The sequence below is a fragment of the Micromonospora luteifusca genome, from assembly GCF_016907275.1.
GTDB lineage: Bacteria > Actinomycetota > Actinomycetes > Mycobacteriales > Micromonosporaceae > Micromonospora > Micromonospora luteifusca.
Genome location: NZ_JAFBBP010000001.1, coordinates 3,704,221 through 3,719,194, shown reverse-complemented (window position 1 = coordinate 3,719,194; position 14,974 = coordinate 3,704,221). Strand labels below are relative to the sequence as shown.

The 14,974-nt window shown below is 70.8% G+C and carries 14 protein-coding genes; 7 read left to right on the top strand and 7 right to left on the bottom strand.

Features of this window, described 5'->3' with window-relative positions; genetic code table 11:
- The first annotated feature begins 146 nt into the window (after positions 1-146).
- From JOD64_RS16870 to sepH, 3 genes are all read left to right on the top strand, one after another.
- Positions 147-1,253 carry a citrate synthase 2 gene (locus tag JOD64_RS16870; protein ID WP_124774249.1) on the top strand — a complete coding sequence of 369 codons (1,107 nt, stop codon included), beginning with the start codon at positions 147-149 and terminating at the stop codon, positions 1,251-1,253.
- A gap of 202 nt (positions 1,254-1,455) precedes the next feature.
- Entirely contained in the window at positions 1,456-2,583 is a 1,128-nt protein-coding gene (gene serC, locus JOD64_RS16865; RefSeq protein ID WP_204943094.1) for a phosphoserine transaminase, read from the top strand.
- Between the two features lie 185 nt (positions 2,584-2,768).
- Positions 2,769-3,848, top strand: a complete 1,080-nt coding sequence (sepH, locus tag JOD64_RS16860) for a septation protein SepH (RefSeq protein ID WP_204943093.1) — start codon at positions 2,769-2,771, stop codon at positions 3,846-3,848.
- Positions 3,849-3,921: 73 nt separating this feature from the next.
- Here sepH and JOD64_RS16855 read toward each other — a convergent pair whose 3' ends face one another.
- Positions 3,922-4,593: a DUF4097 family beta strand repeat-containing protein gene (locus tag JOD64_RS16855; protein ID WP_204943092.1), complete on the bottom strand. Its 672-nt coding sequence runs from the start codon at positions 4,591-4,593 to the stop codon at positions 3,922-3,924.
- A gap of 239 nt (positions 4,594-4,832) precedes the next feature.
- Here JOD64_RS16855 and JOD64_RS33955 point away from each other — a divergent pair, with 239 nt between their 5' ends.
- Positions 4,833-5,558, top strand: a complete 726-nt coding sequence (locus JOD64_RS33955) for a helix-turn-helix domain-containing protein (RefSeq protein ID WP_204943091.1) — start codon at positions 4,833-4,835, stop codon at positions 5,556-5,558.
- Between the two features lie 33 nt (positions 5,559-5,591).
- Here the strand turns inward: JOD64_RS33955 and JOD64_RS16845 are convergent, their stop codons facing one another.
- The 4 genes from JOD64_RS16845 to JOD64_RS16830 form a co-directional block, all read right to left on the bottom strand.
- Positions 5,592-6,101 (bottom strand): hypothetical protein, encoded by a 510-nt coding sequence (locus JOD64_RS16845; RefSeq protein ID WP_204943090.1) that lies wholly within the window; start codon positions 6,099-6,101, stop codon positions 5,592-5,594.
- A gap of 150 nt (positions 6,102-6,251) precedes the next feature.
- Positions 6,252-7,535, bottom strand: coding sequence for an MFS transporter (locus JOD64_RS16840; RefSeq protein ID WP_204943089.1), 1,284 nt, complete (start codon positions 7,533-7,535; stop codon positions 6,252-6,254).
- Positions 7,536-7,607: 72 nt separating this feature from the next.
- A complete protein-coding gene (locus JOD64_RS16835) occupies positions 7,608-8,057 on the bottom strand; it encodes a MarR family winged helix-turn-helix transcriptional regulator (RefSeq protein WP_204943088.1) in 450 nt (149 codons plus the stop codon).
- A gap of 115 nt (positions 8,058-8,172) precedes the next feature.
- A complete protein-coding gene (locus JOD64_RS16830) occupies positions 8,173-9,648 on the bottom strand; it encodes an NCS2 family permease (RefSeq protein WP_204943087.1) in 1,476 nt (491 codons plus the stop codon).
- Positions 9,649-9,736: 88 nt separating this feature from the next.
- Here JOD64_RS16830 and JOD64_RS16825 point away from each other — a divergent pair, with 88 nt between their 5' ends.
- Positions 9,737-9,982, top strand: a complete 246-nt coding sequence (locus JOD64_RS16825) for a DUF2530 domain-containing protein (RefSeq protein WP_204943086.1) — start codon at positions 9,737-9,739, stop codon at positions 9,980-9,982.
- Positions 9,983-10,018: 36 nt separating this feature from the next.
- Here the strand turns inward: JOD64_RS16825 and JOD64_RS16820 are convergent, their stop codons facing one another.
- Positions 10,019-10,858: a DUF3027 domain-containing protein gene (locus JOD64_RS16820; protein ID WP_110564657.1), complete on the bottom strand. Its 840-nt coding sequence runs from the start codon at positions 10,856-10,858 to the stop codon at positions 10,019-10,021.
- 88 nt (positions 10,859-10,946) lie between these two features.
- Between JOD64_RS16820 and JOD64_RS16815 the strand changes: the two genes are divergently transcribed.
- Together JOD64_RS16815 and JOD64_RS16810 are read left to right on the top strand one after the other, a co-directional pair.
- The gene (locus JOD64_RS16815; protein ID WP_204943084.1) at positions 10,947-12,563 is read left to right on the top strand and encodes an MFS transporter; all 1,617 of its coding nucleotides are present in this window, start codon (positions 10,947-10,949) and stop codon (positions 12,561-12,563) included.
- Positions 12,560-13,210 (top strand): futalosine hydrolase, encoded by a 651-nt coding sequence (locus JOD64_RS16810; RefSeq protein WP_204943083.1) that lies wholly within the window; start codon positions 12,560-12,562, stop codon positions 13,208-13,210. Before JOD64_RS16815 ends, JOD64_RS16810 begins: the two co-directional genes overlap by 4 nt.
- A gap of 47 nt (positions 13,211-13,257) precedes the next feature.
- Here the strand turns inward: JOD64_RS16810 and JOD64_RS16805 are convergent, their stop codons facing one another.
- Entirely contained in the window at positions 13,258-14,112 is an 855-nt protein-coding gene (locus JOD64_RS16805) for a helix-turn-helix domain-containing protein (protein ID WP_239559547.1), read from the bottom strand.
- Positions 14,113-14,974 lie beyond the last annotated feature (862 nt).

The window sequence follows — 14,974 nt, the reverse complement described above, 5'->3', positions numbered from 1 at the left end:
CGCGTGCAGCACAGTCGCAGCGGGTCGCGTATCCCTTACTCAGCAGGCAGTATGTTCCGAACACATCCCTGAGGGTCGCCTAAGGCGCTCGGCCGACCGGGCCGGATGAGCTGACCGGGCGCACCGACCAGATCCAGGAGAGCCACATGGCCGATTTCAAACCCGGGCTGGAGGGCGTCGTCGCCTTCGAGACCGAGATCGCCGAACCTGACCGTGAGGGTGGCGCGCTGCGCTATCGCGGCGTCGACATCGAGGATCTGATCGGCCAGGTGTCGTTCGGCAATGTGTGGGCGCTACTGGTCGACGGCCGGTTCGGGCCGGGCCTGCCGCCGGCGGAGCCGTTCCCGGTGCCGGTGCACTCCGGTGACATCCGCGTCGACGTGCAGTCCGCCGTCGCCATGTTGGCCCCGTACTGGGGGCTCAACCAACTGCTGGACATCTCCGACGAGCAGGCCCGCGAGGACCTCGCCCGGGTCTCGGTGACCGCGCTCTCCTTCGTCGCCCAGTCCGCCCGGGGCCTCGGCCTGCCGGCGGTGCCGCAGAAGGAGATCGACAAGGCGCAGACCATCGTCGAGCGGTTCATGAAGCGTTGGCGCGGCGAGCCCGACCCGCGGCACGTCAAGGCCGTCGACGCGTACTTCATCTCGGCCGCCGAGCACGGCCTGAACGCGTCCACCTTCACCGCTCGCATCGTCGCCTCCACCGGCGCGGACGCGGCTGCCTGCATCTCCTCCGGCATCGGCGCCCTCTCCGGCCCGCTGCACGGCGGTGCCCCGTCCCGGGTGCTCAGCATGCTGGAGGCGGTGGAGCGCAGCGGCGACGCGGAGGGCTACGTCAAGGGCGTGCTCGATCGCGGTGAGCGGTTGATGGGCTTCGGCCACCGCGTCTACCGGGCCGAGGACCCGCGCGCCCGAGTGCTCCGGCGCACGGCCAAGGAGCTGGGTGCGCCGCGCTTCGAGATCGCCGAGGCGCTGGAGAAGGCCGCCCTCGCCGAGTTGCAGGCCCGCCGCCCGGACCGGGTGCTGGCCACCAACGTCGAGTTCTGGTCGGCCGTCGTACTGGACTTCGCCGAGGTGCCGGCGCACATGTTCACCTCGATGTTCACCTGCGCCCGGATGGGCGGCTGGAGCGCGCACATCCTGGAGCAGAAGCGCCTGCAGCGGCTGGTGCGCCCGTCCGCCCGCTACATCGGCCCGGAGACCCGCAAGCCGTCCGACGTCGAGGGCTGGGCGGCCATCCCCCACGGCGTCTGAGCTGTACGGAAGGGGCCCTTCTCATCGCCTGGCGGTGGGAGGGGCCCCTTTTGGCGTACACCGGGGGTTGCCACCGAGGTGTGGCGAAGGACTCAGCCTGGCCCTCGGGGGCCTGGCTTGCACCGATGGGTCCGAGTGCGAGGATGAGGGCCGGCAGTGTCGCCGGGCCCGCCCTCGCCCTTGCGGAAGGATCTTCAAAACCGTGGCTGACGCACCGATCATCCGGATTCCCGATGAGATCAAGCCCGCCGACGGACGCTTCGGCTGCGGCCCGTCCAAGGTCCGCCCCGCGGCAGTGTCCGCACTTGCCGAGGTTGCCACCAGCTACCTGGGCACCTCGCACCGACAGAAGACGGTCCGCGACCAGGTTGCCCGGCTGCGCTCCGGCATCGCCGAGTTCTTCTCGTTGCCCGAGGGCTACGAGGTCGTGATCGGCAACGGTGGCACCACCGCGTTCTGGGAGGTCGCCACCTTCGGCCTGATCCGCGACCGGGCCCAGTTCGCCAGCTTCGGCGAGTTCGGTGCCAAGTTCGCCAAGTCGGTCAAGGACGCGCCGTTCCTGGGCGAGCCGACCGTCCGCAAGGCCGACGCGGGCAGCGCGCCGACCCTGGTCGCCGAGTCCGGCGTGGACGCGTACGCGACGCCCCAGAACGAGACGTCGACGGGCGTGGCCGTCCCGATCAGTCGGGTGGCCGGCGCGGACGAGGGCGCGCTGCTGCTGGTCGACGCGACCTCCGGCGCGGGTGGCCTGGAGGTCAACGTCGGCGAGACCGACGTCTACTACTTCGCTCCGCAGAAGTGCTTTGGCTCCGACGGCGGTCTCTGGCTGGCCCTGATGTCACCGTCCGCGCTGGATCGCGCCGCCGAGATCAAGGCGTCCGGGCGCTACATCCCCGCCTTCCTCGACCTGGTCACCGCGATCGACAACTCGCGGCTGGAGCAGACCTACAACACCCCGGCGCTGGCCACCATCTTCCTGGCCGCGGAGCAGACCGACTGGATGAACGCCCAGGGCGGCCTGGCCTGGGCGGCCAAGCGCACCGCCGAGAGCGCCGCCACGGTGTACGGCTGGGCGGAGCGGTCCAGCGTGGCCACCCCGTTCGTCGGCGACCCGGCACTGCGCTCCAACGTGGTCGCCACCATCGACTTCGCCGACGGGGTGGATGCCACCGCGATCGCGAAGGTGCTGCGCGCCAACGGCATCGTGGACACCGAGCCGTACCGCAAGCTCGGTCGCAACCAGTTGCGGGTGGCGCTGTTCCCGGCCGTCGAGCCGGCCGATGTCGAGGCGCTGACCGCGTCCATCGACTACGTGGTCGAGCGACTCTGAGGTTCGTCACGGTCGGTGTCCGTTGGGGCTTCCACGGACACCGACCGTGATCATCGTTGCAGCTCAGTCATGACATGCGGGGTGTCGCTTCCCCCACCCCGAGGCAGATGCGCGTACGGTGGTCCGAGACGCCTGGGTGGCCGACTCGTGGCGTGCGGCCAGCGAAGCGGGACGGAGGCAACGCTATGCGCCCAGTACGCTTCGTCGCCCTCTCCGAGGACGGCCATGCCCTGGTTCTCGCCGACGAGGTCGGGCGGCTGCTCGCCCTGCCGATCGACGACCGGATCTCGGGGGCGTTGCACGCCGAGCCCGGTGCGCCGCCGCTCGTGACGGCGCCGACCGCAGCCGACCCGATTCCCTCACTGTCTCCTCGGGACATTCAGGCCCGCATCCGCTCCGGTGAGTCCGCCGAGGATGTCGCCCGGATCGCCGGGGTGCCGGTCGACCGGGTGCTGCGCTACGCCGGCCCGGTCCTGCAGGAGCGGGCGATGCTCGCCCAGCACGCCCGCCGCACCCGTCTCAAGGGCGCGGAGAAGCCCACCCCGCTCGCCGAGGTGGTCAACGGTCGGCTGAGCCAGCACGGCATTGACACCGAGAAGATCTCCTGGGACGCGTACCGGCGTGACGACGGCACCTGGCGGATCATCGCCACCTGGCCGTCCGGCAAGGCCACCGCGCAGGCCATCTGGGATCTCGACAAGACCCGGCAGTCGGTCGCCCCGCACGACGACATGGCGCAGTACCTGTGCGCCGAGCGGCCCACGCCGATCCTCGGCCAGGAGCCGGCGCCCGAGCGGGGTGGGCACGGCCTGCCCGGTCCGTCGCGTGGGGAGCCGAGCCGTGGTGGGCACGGGTTGCCGGCTGCGTCCGAGCACCCGCGCCCTGGCCGGGACCCGATCCGGGCCGGCCGCGACGCGCTGCTCGCCTCACTGGACCGCCCGCTCGGCGCCTCGTCGGGTCGTGGCCTTGAGCCGCGTACTCCTGCTGCTCTTGGCGGGTCGGACGCGCCCCGGCAGCGACCGGTGGGCGGGGGCGCTGCCGCGCTGCTCGGCGGCGGCCAGGGGTCGGCCTTCGACGATGACTCGGACGCACCCAAGGAGGTGCCGGCCGTGCCGTCGCTGGCGGTGCTGCGGCCCCGCCGGACGGGCGCCGCGGCCGCCGCGGGCGGCGAGGCCACCGATGCCAACGGCAAGCCGCGCAAGCGTCTGCCGAGCTGGGACGACGTGCTCTTCGGCAGCGGTCCGGCGGCGCGCGAGTCCTCCTGACGCTTCGCGTTGACGGGTGGCTCTTCACCACCCGTCAACGCGAGACACCTGGCGTCATCCACCGCTGGTCCGGTCAGACGGAGAGGCTGCGGGCGGTGATGTCGCCGTGGGAGGTGGTTGCGCGGATGTCGAGCCCGTTGGTGCCGTCGTTCTTGAGGCTGTTGCTGACACGGCCGTAGCCGGTGCCCGCGTCCAGAGCGGCGGAGACGCCGGCGGCGGCGGCGATCGAGATGTTGCCGGACTGGGTGCGGAGCACGACCGTGCCGTGCAGGGCCTCGGTGATCCGGATGTCGCCCCTCGCGGTGCTGATCTCCGCAGGGCCGTTGAGCCGGCCGACCTCGACGTCGCCGTCGATCGCGGTGAGGCGGACGCTCGCGGCCTCGTCGATCTTGATTCGACGGTACGCGCCCTCGAAGGAGATGTCGCCGAGGCGCCCGACACTGCGCAGCTCGGTGCTGGCGGTCTTGGCATCGACGCGGGAGCCGGCGGGCAGTTGAACGGTCACCTCCAGGGACCCGGACGGGCCGATGAGCAGGTTGCTGGAGGTCGAGGCCGTGATCCGCAGGACGCCGTCGGCGTAGGAGACGGTTGCCTGCTCGGCTGCCTTGATGTCGCGGCCCTTGGCGGGGTCGCTGGGCCGGACCTCGACGGTGGTGTCGGCGCGGTCCGCGGCGATGAACTGGATGCGTCCGGCGGGGATGTCCAGGACGGCGTTGATCGGGGCGGGGGTGTCGAACTTCTGCATCGTGCTCTCCCGTGCTCGTTCGTTCTTTCTGACACCCGAAACGCTACGTTGCCTTTCAGTTTCGGGCAACAAGCACGTTGCATTGGTATCGCAGATGCCCAGCTAGAGGCCCTTAAATCATTGCAACTGATCTAGAGGTAACGCAACGGTCGCGCCACGGGTCTTTGCAATGGTCGAGAGGTGAACGCTATAGTGGGCCGGTCCAGGGACCGCCACGATGGATCGCCGAGGAGATCGTTATGCCGGGAGGCCGACTCACCCAGCAGGAACGCCAGCAGATCGCGCTGGGGCTGGCCGACAGCCTCCCCTACGCCGAGATCGCCCGACGCCTCGACCGTCCCACCTCGACGATCACGCGTGAGGTGATGCGCAACGGCGGCCCTACCGCGTACCGCGCCGACCTGGCCCACCGCGCCACCGAGCGCCGCGCCCACCGGCGCAGGCCCACCGCCGTACGAGGCACGGAGTCAGACCCCCAGCCGCACGGGCGCAACGCCGAGGCCGTGGCCGAATACGAGGAGACGTTCACCACCGTCCTCATGGCCTCCGGCCTGACCAAGATGGGCGCCCGGGTGCTGACCTGCCTGTTCACCACTGACGCGGGCAGCGTCACCGCGTCCGAACTCGCCCAGCGCCTCCAGGTCAGCCCGGCGTCCGTCTCCAAGGCCATCACGTTCCTGGAGAGCCAGAGCCTCGTCCGCCGAGAACGCGACGAGCGCCGCCGCGACCGCTACGTCGTCGACGACGAACTCTTCTACCAGGCGACGATCGCCAGCGCGCGAGCCAACGACCAACTCGTCGAAATCGCGCGCCAGGGCGTCGCCATCCTCGGCCCCGACACCCCCGCGGCCACCCGCCTGGAGAACGTCGCCCGCTTCCTCGATTTCATCAGCGAAAGCATCACCCGCGCCGCCGAACAGGCCCGGGAAGTCCTCCACACCAGGTCCGAGACGACCCGCGGGTAGACCGCGTCGAAGAGCCGCAACCGTCGGGCCTGCTCAGCGGTGCCACTGGCGGTGGCCGGCCCTGGCCGCGGGCAGGGCCAACCCGGCGGCGTGCAGCACGCCCTCCACGCGGACCCGCTCGATTTCCTGGTCGACGCCGTCCAATTCGGCGAGGTGCTCGGTGATGCCGAGTGCGCGGCAGGCCAGCCGGAGCCTGTCGTCGTACGCCAGGACCAGCGCGCTGTGCCAGACCATCGGCCGGCCGGTGCCACCGAGCCGTTGGCCGCCGAGCCGGCGCAGATCGGCGGCGAGTTGTTCCAGGGGCCGCCGGTCGGTGCGATCGAAGTCACTGAGGTCGATGTCCCGGGTCAGCGCGTCGGCCTCGACGGCCCGGTCGAGACGGGCGATGGTGCGTCTCTCTCGACTGCGCTCACGCCATTCCGACCAGCCGCAGACCACCCGGTCGAGGATCTCGTCATAGCAGAAGAGCAGGGCAAGTGCCGCCGGCACACTGGCCACGGCGAGGAACGCCAGGGCCAGCATCAGCGCGCGTCCGACTCCCACGTATCGACGCTAAGCCCCACCGTGCCATGCCGCCAGCGGTTTGGCCGCATCCGCGTAATCCGTCCAACGAGACTCGCCCCGGCTCCGCCGGATGCCAAAAAGGGCCCCCTCCTCCGGAATGTCCGATAAGAGAGGGCCCCTTTCCAAGCGTCAGCAGTCGGTGGAGGTCACGTAGAAGCGGGGCATCGGCAGCACCCGGAAGCGCAGCCGGGCGCCGGAACGGCGCAGCTGCCAGGTGAGGGCGATCAGCGCGGCGGCCAGCGAGATCAGCCCGCCCATCCAGATGCTGGCACCGGCACCGAAGTTCTCCGCGACCCAGCCGATCAGCGGCGCGCCGACCGGGTTGGTGCCCAGGAAGACCAGCACCCACAGCGCCATCACCCGGCCCCGGAAGGCCGCGTCGACGCCCAACTGGACCCGCTGGTTGGCGGCCTGGGCGAAGAAGACCATGAAGAAGCCGGTCGGCACCAGCAGTGCCACGACCAGCCAGTACGTCGAGGCGAGACCGACCAGGGTGCCGAAGCTGGCGCAGGCGATCGCCGCGCCGAGCACCAGCCAGACCGACGGCCGGCTCCGCCGACCGGTGCCGCTGAGCGCGCCGCCGAGCGCGCCCACGGCCAGCGCCGTGCTGAACAGGCCGAAGGAGGCGGCACCGGTGTGGAAGACCGTCTTCGCCAGCGCGGCGAGGGTGAGCTGAAAGTTGAACAGCGACATGCCGATCACCGACATGACCGCCATCGGCAGCAGCAGGTCGGGGCGGCGCGACACGTACCGCAGCCCGTCGATGACCCGTGCGGACGCCCGCTCGTCGCGCGGCAGCAGGGCGTCGCGGTGCAGGTCGGCCGTACGCATCCGGACCACGTTGACCAGGGGCGCGACGGAGCTGAGGGCGGTGAAGAGGAAGACCGGGCCGACGTCGAAGGCGGCGATCGCCAGGCCGGCGACGGCCGGGCCGACGATCCGCGCCGAGTTGAACACGGCGGCGTTCAGCGACAAGGCGTTGGGCAGCAGCGGCGTGCCGACGAGTTCGGAGACGAACGCCTGACGGACCGGGGTCTCCACGGCGTTGGCCGTGCCGAGCAGCGCGGCGAAGGCGAAGACGTGCCAGAGCTGCACCAGGTCGGTGAGGACCAGCACGGACATGCCGAGCGCCAGCACGGTCCAGAAGGTGTTGGCGACGAAGAGCAGCACCCGCTTGTCGTACCGGTCGGCGAGCCGGCCGGAGAGCAGGGTGAGCAGGAGCACCGGGGTGAACTGACAGGCGGTGACCACGCCGAGCGCGGTGGCCGAGTTGTTGGAGAGCTCGAGGACGAGCCAGTCCTGGGCGATGAACATCATCCAGACGCCGATCAACTTGATCAGCTGCCCGGATGCGAAAAGGCGGTAGTTGCGGACCTGTAAGGACTGGAACATCGTGCTCAGCTTCGCCTGCACTCTTGGTGCGCCTCCTCCGGACGTACGCGTCATCGACAGGTGACGGCACGGACCCGGTGGGGCGGGCGCGGCTCAGGCGCGAGCGAGCTGCTGAAGAATCTCGGCGGCCCTCTGCAGGGTCTCCCGTTCGTCCTCGTCCAGTGCGGCCAGCCGGTGAGCCAGCCACTCGTCGCGGGCCCGCTCGAACTGGTCGAGCACGGCCTCCCCTCCCTCGGTCGCCGCGAGGATGACCTGCCGGCCGTCGGTCGGATGGGGTGTCCGCCGCACAAGGCCGCGGTCCTCCAGCTTCCCGACGATCTTCGTCATCGTCGGTGGCTGCACCCGCTCGACGTCGGCCAGCTCCCGGGGCGTCATCGCGCCCGCCAGCCGCAGGCTGGTGAGCGCGGAGACCTGGGTGACCGTGAGGTCGCCGACCGGTCGGGCCTGGCGGACCCGCCGGTTGAGTCGAGTGATCGCATCACGCAGCTGAGGGGCCAGCTGCGCCGGTGGCACGCGTTTCGCCGTCACCGTCCGCTCCGTCACAGTAGTTAGCTTAACTAATGAGCATGGCTAACGACATCTGTTATGACCAGGCTCACGAGAGGATTCATGATGTTACGGGCGGGGAATCCCGATCGACTCCCCGCCCTGACATCGATCAGAGGACCAGAGACTCGATCGGCCCACGCAGGAAGTACAGCACGAACAGAGCGGCCACCCCGTACAGCAAGGGGTGGACTTCCCGGGCCTTACCCCGGGCCAGCTTGAGCACGACGAAGGTGATCATGCCGGCACCGATCCCATTGGAAATCGAGTAGGTGAACGGCATCAGCACGATCGTGAGGAACGCCGGGATGGCGATCTCGTAATCGGACCAGTCGATCGTCCGCACCGCGGTCATCATCAGGAAACCGACCACCACCAGGGCCGTCGAGGCCGCCTCGAACGGCACGATCACCACAAGCGGCGCAAGGAACATCGCCAGCAGGAAGAGCACGCCGGTGACCAGGCTGGCCACGCCGGTCCGGGCACCCTCCCCGACACCGGCGGCACTCTCGATGTACGACGTGTTGCTGGAGGTGCTGGCCGCGCCACCGGCCGCCGCGGCGATCGAGTCGACCAGCAGGATCTCCTTGGCTCGCGGCGGAGTGCCCCCCTCGTCGAGCAGGCCACCCTCCTGGCCCACCGCCACCATCGTGCCCATGGTGTCGAAGAAGTCCGTGACCAGCAGCGTGAAGACGAACATCAGCACGACCACCCAGCCGGCCCGGCCCCACGAGTCGAACACGTTGAACTTGCCGAGCAGCGACAGGTCCGGCAGGTCGACCACCGTCTTCGGCAGCTCCGGCACGTTCAACGACCAGCCCTTCGGGTTGGGCTGACCGTTGACGAACGACGGGCCGATGTTGCCGATCGCCTCCACGATCACCGCCAGCACCGTCGAGGCGAGGATGCCGATCAGGATCGCCCCCTTCACCCGGCGCACCACCAGCACCAGTGTGAGCAGCAGACCCACCACGAAGACCAGCAGCGGCCAGCTCACCAGCTTGCCGCCGATGCCCAGGCCAACCGGGACGGTGGTGTTGGCGGCGTCCGGGATCCGCCGGACGAAGCCGGCGTCCACCAGGCCGATGATGGTCAGGAACAGCCCGATGCCGACCCCGATCGCGGTCTTCATCTGCGTCGGCACCGAGCGGAACACCGCGGTCCGCAGACCGGTCAGCACCAGCACCGCGATGATCACACCCTCGATCACGACCAGGCCCATCGCGTCGGCCCAGGTCATCTCGGGAGCGATCTCGTACGCCACCAGGGCGTTGACGCCCAGACCGGCGGCGAGCGCCAACGGGAACCGGCCGACCACACCCATCAGGATGGTCATCAGGCCGGCGACCAGCGCGGTCGCCGCAGCCAGCGCGGGGATCGGCAGGGTCTTGCCGTCACCGTCGACCGCACCGCCCAGGATCAGCGGGTTGAGCACCACGATGTACGCCATCGTGAAGAAGGTCGCCAGGCCGCCACGTACCTCGCGGCTCAACGTCGAGCCACGGGCAGAGATCTCGAAGAACCGGTCGAAGCCGTTACGCGGGTGAGCGGGTTTGGGTGTGCCGTTTTCGGGCGGCGCTACTGCCATCAGGTCCTCGCAGGTGATCTTCCGGTTGTCGCGCGCATCGTCCCAGATCAGCAGCGGGCAGGGAAAGTAGATCGCGTACGCTTGCCGAATGCCGAACGAGCAGCCACCGCGGCCCGCACCACTGGACCCGCCGATGGTGCCGTTCGCCCTCGCCGGGCTGATCGCCTGGGCGGTGGTCGGGCTGGTCCTGCTGATCTTCTTTCGGGGTTGGCTGACCGACCACGGTCACGAGAACTGGCTCTGGACCTGCCTCGCCGGTTTCCTGTGGGGCTTCCCGGGCCTCGCCGTGATGATGCGGCACGACGCCAACCGACGCCGCCGCCGCGCGAGCTGACCTGACCACCGCGCCGGGCCACCCCGACGCGAACGATCAGGAGTGCCCGTACGGCTCCGCCGGCTCGGCCGTCTCCACGGAGCCCGGGGCACGGCTGACCGACATGGCCTCCACCGCGCTGTCGTCGTACACCGTGGGTAGCTCTTCGACCGCGGTCTCGGCAGCCTCGATCAACGTCTCGGAGTGGGCACCGCAACCGTGGTCGGCACTCACCACCCGACCGTCGTCCGGGGCGTAGAAGTTGCCACACGCCCCGAATGCCTGCCGCATCGCACCAGCCAGTGGCAGGTAGAAGCCGCAGGTGCCGCAACGGGCGGCGGCCGGGGCCGCGGTGGAGATGGGCGCGGCGGGGCCGTGATCACCGTCATACCAGCGCTGCGCCGCTTCGATGCGGCCCTCCCGGGAGAGCACGCGCGCTCGCCCGAGGCCCAACTCCCACGCCGTCTCCTCGACCGCCGGGTCGTCGGAGAGCAGGTAACCGGGGACCAGTCGATCGTCATCCGGTGAGGTCGGCAGCAGATCGCCGGGACCGAGATCGCCCGGCTTGAGCCGCTCCTGCCAGGGCAGCCAGCCCGGCGCGAGCAGCGCGTCCGGGCCCGGCAGCAACACCGTCTCGCAGATGGTCACCGTCTTGCTGCGCGACACCCGGGTGACGGTGACCGCCCAACGCCAGCCGCGATAGCCGGCGAGGCGGCACTCAAAGTAGTGGGTGACCAACCGTTCACCCTCGGCCACGACCTGCAGGTGGTCGCCGACATCGTCAGCGTCCACCTCGGTTATGCCAGCGCGGGCCACCTCGACGGCGGCGGCACAGACCTGGTCGAGACGGGCGGCGCGGGTGGAGGCGGGCCTGGTCACTTCCCCATTGTTCCCCATGCGCCGCGCAGGGGTGACAGGGACTCCCGGGGAACCTTTCCCCGCAGTGGTGCGGCGTACCTGGATCAGATGGGCGAGGATGGTGCACATGCCGTCGTACTCCCGCTCCGGGCGATCCGTCCTCGGGCGGACCGTCGGCACCAGCATTCGCGCCGTTCGTCTGCTGCTGCGCGGTTCGGTGGGCAGCGGTCGCTGGGTGACCCGCCGGGCCGGTCGGGCCCGGACCCGGGGTGCCGGCGGCGAGGTCGGCATGATTCGCCTGTTCGACCTGCACGCGGTCTCCTGTGCCGGTGACACTCTGATCGCCATCGGTCTCGCCGGGACGATCTTCTTCAACGTGCCGCTGGGCGAGGCCCGCAGCAAGGTCGCGCTCTACCTGCTGGTGACCATGGTGCCGTTCGCGATGCTCGCCCCCGTGGTCGGCCCGCTGCTGGACCACTTCCGGCACGGTCGGCGGTACGCGCTGGCCGCCACGATGCTCGGCCGCGCGTTCCTGGCCTGGTTGATCTCCGACTACATCCACGGCTTCGGGCTCTATCCGGCCGCGTTCGGGGTGCTCGCGCTGTCCCGGGCGTACGGCGTGGCCCGGTCCGCTGCGGTGCCCCGGTTGCTGCCGGAAGGCCTCGGCCTCTCCCAGGTGGGTGCCCGGGCCAGCGTCTACGGCACGGTTGCGGGCGCGCTGGTGGCGCCGATCGGGCTGGCGGCGTTCTGGTTCGGGCCGCAGTGGCCGCTGCGCGTCGCGTCGGTGATCTTCCTGATCGGCATGGTGATCTCCCTACGGTTGCCGCCGAAGGCCGACTCGGAGCCACCGGAGCGGGTTCCCCGGCCGCTGCGCGCGCTGGGCCGTCGCCGTGGCGATCGTCCGCTGGGCCGGGGTCGTCCCGCCGGACGTGTGGTGATCGCCACCCTGATCGGCGCCGCGACCCTCCGCGCGGTGTACGGCTTCCTGCTGCTCTTCCTCGCGTTCGCGATCAAGAAGGGCGATCTGACCACCGTGGTGTTCGGCCGGGATCTGGGCGCCGAGTGGGCGTTGGGTGCGGTCGGCGCCGCGCTCGCGGTCGGCAGTTTCCTGGCCACCGCCGTCGGCACCCGCCTGCGCATCCACCGGCCGACGGCCATCCAGTCCAGCAGCATGATCATCCTGGCTGGGGTAGCGGTGCTCGCCGTCATCCAGTTCTCGCTCCTGATGGTCGCCCTGCTCTGCCTGGTCGCCGCGCTGGTCAGCGGGGTGGCCAAGCTGGCCGTGGACGCCTCGATCCAGGAGCGCATCCCGGAACGGCTGCGCGCCAGTTCCTTCGCCCATTCCGAGACGGTGCTGATGCTCGCCTTCGTCGCCGGCGGCGGGCTCGGGTTGGTGCCGTTCAACGGTCGCATGGGCATCGCCGTCGCCGCCGGGGTCGGCGTCCTGGCCGCGATCCGGGGTGTGCTGGTCGCCACCCGGCTGCGCGGAGAGAAGCTGGCCGGCCGGCCGCTCGGCGACGACGAGCTGACCGAAGACGAGCTTACTGAGGACGAGCCGCCGGACGAGCCGGGGGCCTCGGCGCCCACCTCGCCGGCACCGACCCAGACCGGTTCCCCGCATTACGAAGAGCCGGGCCTGACCCCGCCGGGCTACCACATCTATCGACCGTCCTCGGCCGTCGGAGGCCCGGGCGGGGGTGCGGACGACGAGACCCGCCGCGAGTCCCCCGGCTCACTTTCGTGACCGGCCTGTTGGTGGTGACGGCGGTGCCAGCCGAGGCGGACGCGGTCCGCGCCGGACTGGCCGACTCCACCGTGACCGTCGCCCCGGTCGGCGTGGGCCCGGCCGTCGCCGGTGCCGCCACCGCCCGGCTGTTGGCGCTGGCCGAGGCTGCGGGACGCCCGTACCGTGCGGTGGTCAGCGCCGGCGTTGCCGGCGGCTTCACCGGGCGGGCCGAGGTCGGTGACACGGTGCTCGGCACCGCCAGCATCGCCGCCGACCTGGGTGCCGAGTCACCGGGCGGTTTCATCCCCGTCGACGAGCTGGGCATGCCGCTCGCACTGCTCGGTGCCGGCAGTGTGGTGCGGGCCGACCCGGGCCTGCTGGCGGCACTGCGGGCCGCCCTTCCGGCGGCCACGACCGGTCCGGTGCTCACGGTCAGCACGGTCACCGGCACCGCAGCCAGCACCGCGGAGCTGCGCCGAAGGCATCCGGAGGCGGTCGCCGAGGCCATGGAGGGGTACGGCGTGGCGGTCGCCGCGGCGCAGGCCGGTGTGCCCTTCGCCGAGCTACGCACCATCTCCAACCCGATCGGCCCCCGTGACCGGGATGCCTGGCGTCTGCGCGAGGCCCTCACCGCCCTGACCGCAGCGGCCCCGGCGCTGCGCTGACGAGCGGCCCCGGCGCTGCGCTGACTGGCGGCCCGGCGCTGCGCTGACTACCGCCGAGGCGGACGGACTTCGAGCGTGAGCGCCGACGGCCGACCCGCCTGCAGCTCGAACCCGCAGGCGAGCAGAAACTCGACGTTGCCGCCCTCGGCTATCGCGTGGATGGCCCGGATGTCGGCGACTGCCATCTCCCGGGCCAGCAGCTCGATCAGCTGACGGCCCATGCCCAGGGTCCGTAGGCCGGGAGCAACAACGACGCTCTCCAACACCAGCTCACGCCGGTCGCCCCAATCCTCGCCGAGGAGGAGGTCCAGGCTTCGCTCATGGGCCCTCAACTCACCGACCGGCCCAGCCCCGGGCACCTCGGCGAGAAAGCGCCACGAGGTGGCCGGCAGCCCTTCGAACGCGCGCCGAAACCGCACCTGGGCCCGAGTCCGGGCCCGCAGCCGCCGCTCGTCACGTCGTGCTCGATCGAGGTCATAGGTCAGCTCCGGGACGCGTACCGGCCACAACCGCCGCGGAAGGGTGTAGGAGTGCACCCACCAGGCGGCCGGCCAGTCCTTGAGGGTCAGAACTCGACGGACGTCGAGGTGCGCTGGGTACCGACGGCCGGCCTCGTCCCGCAACTCGTCCCGCAGCTCGTTGTCGGGCGGCTGCGGTGACTCGTCAGCCGCCGCAGAGGAGCGGGCGTCGGGGAGTTTGAGAACGACCTCACCGCCGGCCGCACGGACCAGCCGCTCCACGGTGCGGAACGCCGGCCCGGCACCCTGCCCCGCCTCGATCCGAGCCAACGTGCTCTTCGGGACCCCGGACCTCTCGGCCAACTCGCGCTGGCTCAGGTCGGCATGTCGACGAAGATCGCGCAGGGTTGCCCCCACGTCGATCGCACCCGAGTCGGCAGCCATCCGTCCATGGTTTTCCGCTCAGCTCGCGCCGTCAACAGAACCCGTCCACCTGTGGAAAACCCTGTGGATAGTGTCTCCGCCGCTGTGTAAATCCCTTCGTTGGCGCCTGTAGAGCTGCCCCGTCAGTGGGGCACGCCACGGGTGCACCTCGCCGGCACGGCAGTGCCCAAGCACCTGCGGACGGCCAGGCTCAGCTTGCGGACGGCAGCCCAGCTGGCGGACGGCAGGCCCAGCTGGCGGACGGCAGGCCCAGCTGGCGGACGGCAGGCTCACCCTGGCGCGGACGACCCGCCCACCCCGATGCACGACCAGACCCACCCCGATGTACGACCAGACCCACCCCGACCCAGACGGGCGCACCACCCGACGCACATCAGGCCCACCCTGGGCACCGACGACCGACCCGCGTCCGGACAATTAACCACGTACACGATGAGGCTGGCCAGGCGTGATACCCACAAAGCAGACAAGCTGCCCAAGGCCGGCATGGTTTGGCTTCGCGTGGTCCTGTCCCGGGACAGGATCCACTCCATGTCGCCGACATTGCGGTATTCGAGGCGCGGGATACCCCCACATCGGCGACATGGTGTCGATCATGTCCGGGGACAGGTGACGTGAGGCCCGGCAGCCGACTTGAGGGCCGGCGGTGGCGGGAGGCCCGCAGGTGACGGCGGACGGCCAGCCCACCCTGGCGCCGACGGCCCCACCCACCCCGACACGCATCGGGCCCACCCTGGCATCGACGAGGAGGCCCACCTCGGCGAACGACCAGCCCACCCTCGCCCCGACGGCCCCGCCGACCGCGACACACATCAGGCCCACCCTGCCACCGGCGACCGGACCGCGTCGACGGATGGCGGGC